The following is a 1,206-nucleotide window of genomic DNA, read 5'->3' as shown; positions in this document are numbered from 1 at the left end:
CCGTTGTCGCGCCGCAGGCCGATCCAGGCCGACGAGTCGCGCAGCATCGCCAGCCCGGCCCGGTCACCATCACGCATGGCCGAGTAGTCCAGCTGGATCGTCGCGGTCGAGGACGGGCCGAGGATGCGGTGGGTGAGGGTGTTGCGGGCCGAGTACAGGTCGTTGGTGACGGTGGCGGTCTGCAGCCGCAGCCCGTTGCCGACGGTGTACTTGGTGGTGTCGGGGTTGTGGTTCCACTCCCATTCGGGGCCGAGTTCGGTGCCGGTGAAGGTGTCGGTCCCGGTCGGGGGCTTCACCTGGCGGGGCGGGCGCGGCACGTTGGGGTAGGGGTAGGAGCCGCCCCAGGCGCCGTTGACGGTCTGCACGGTGGGCCAGCCGTCGGAGGTCCAGGTGATGGGGGCCAGGACGGGGATGCGGCCGCCGGGGTAGGCGTCCTGGAAGGCCATGTAGTACCAGGCGCCGTTTTGGGTCTGGACCAGTCCGCCCTGGTGGGGCACTCCGCCGCCGGAGACCGGGCCGCCCATGTTGAGCAGCACCTGGCGCATCTCGTAGGGGCCGAAGGGGCCGTTGGTGGACTTCAGCACGTACTGCCCGTTGGCCGGGCGGGTCAAGAAGATGTAGTAGGCGCCGCCTCGCTTGTACATCCGCGAGCCTTCCAGCGTGCCGACGCTGGAGGGGGTGGAGAACACCTGCTGGCTGCGGACCTCGGTCTTACCGTCGGCCGACAGCTGGGCCACGCTGATGTTCGTGTTGCCGTAGGCGACGTACATCGTGTCGTTGTCGTCGATGAGCAGCCCGGCGTCGTAGTAGCACTTGTTGAGCGTGGTGAGCCGGTTCCACGGGCCTTCGACCGAGGTGGCGGTGTAGATGTAGGTCTTGCTGAAGTCGATGCAGCCGCCCCAGTAGAAGGTCTTGTTGCTCTTGCGGTAGTTCAGGAATGACGCCCAGACCCCGTTGACGTAGGCCCGCCCGCCGTTGAGGTCGTACTTGGACCCGAAGTCGAGCTTGGGCACCGAGTGGCCGGCGTACTCCCAGTTGACCAGGTCGTAGGAGCGCAGGATCGGCGCGCCGGGCGAGTAGTGCATCGTCGAGGCCGAGTAGTAGTAGGTGTCGTCCACCCGGAAGACGTCGATGTCGGCCAGGTCCTCCCACAACACCGGGTTGGAGTACGTCGACGACGGCGGCCACGGCCCGCTCGACGGACTC

General features: G+C 67.4%; 1 protein-coding gene. It reads right to left on the bottom strand.

The annotated features are described in order from the left end of the window. The coding region (locus tag ABZ860_RS42815) for a family 43 glycosylhydrolase (protein WP_357232616.1) at positions 1-1,206 on the bottom strand (1,206 nt) is incomplete at both ends.

The sequence above is a fragment of the Microbispora sp. NPDC046973 genome, from assembly GCF_040644495.1.
GTDB lineage: Bacteria > Actinomycetota > Actinomycetes > Streptosporangiales > Streptosporangiaceae > Microbispora.
Note: the sequence above shows the minus strand (reverse complement) of the source record. Positions and strands in the feature narration are given on the sequence as shown.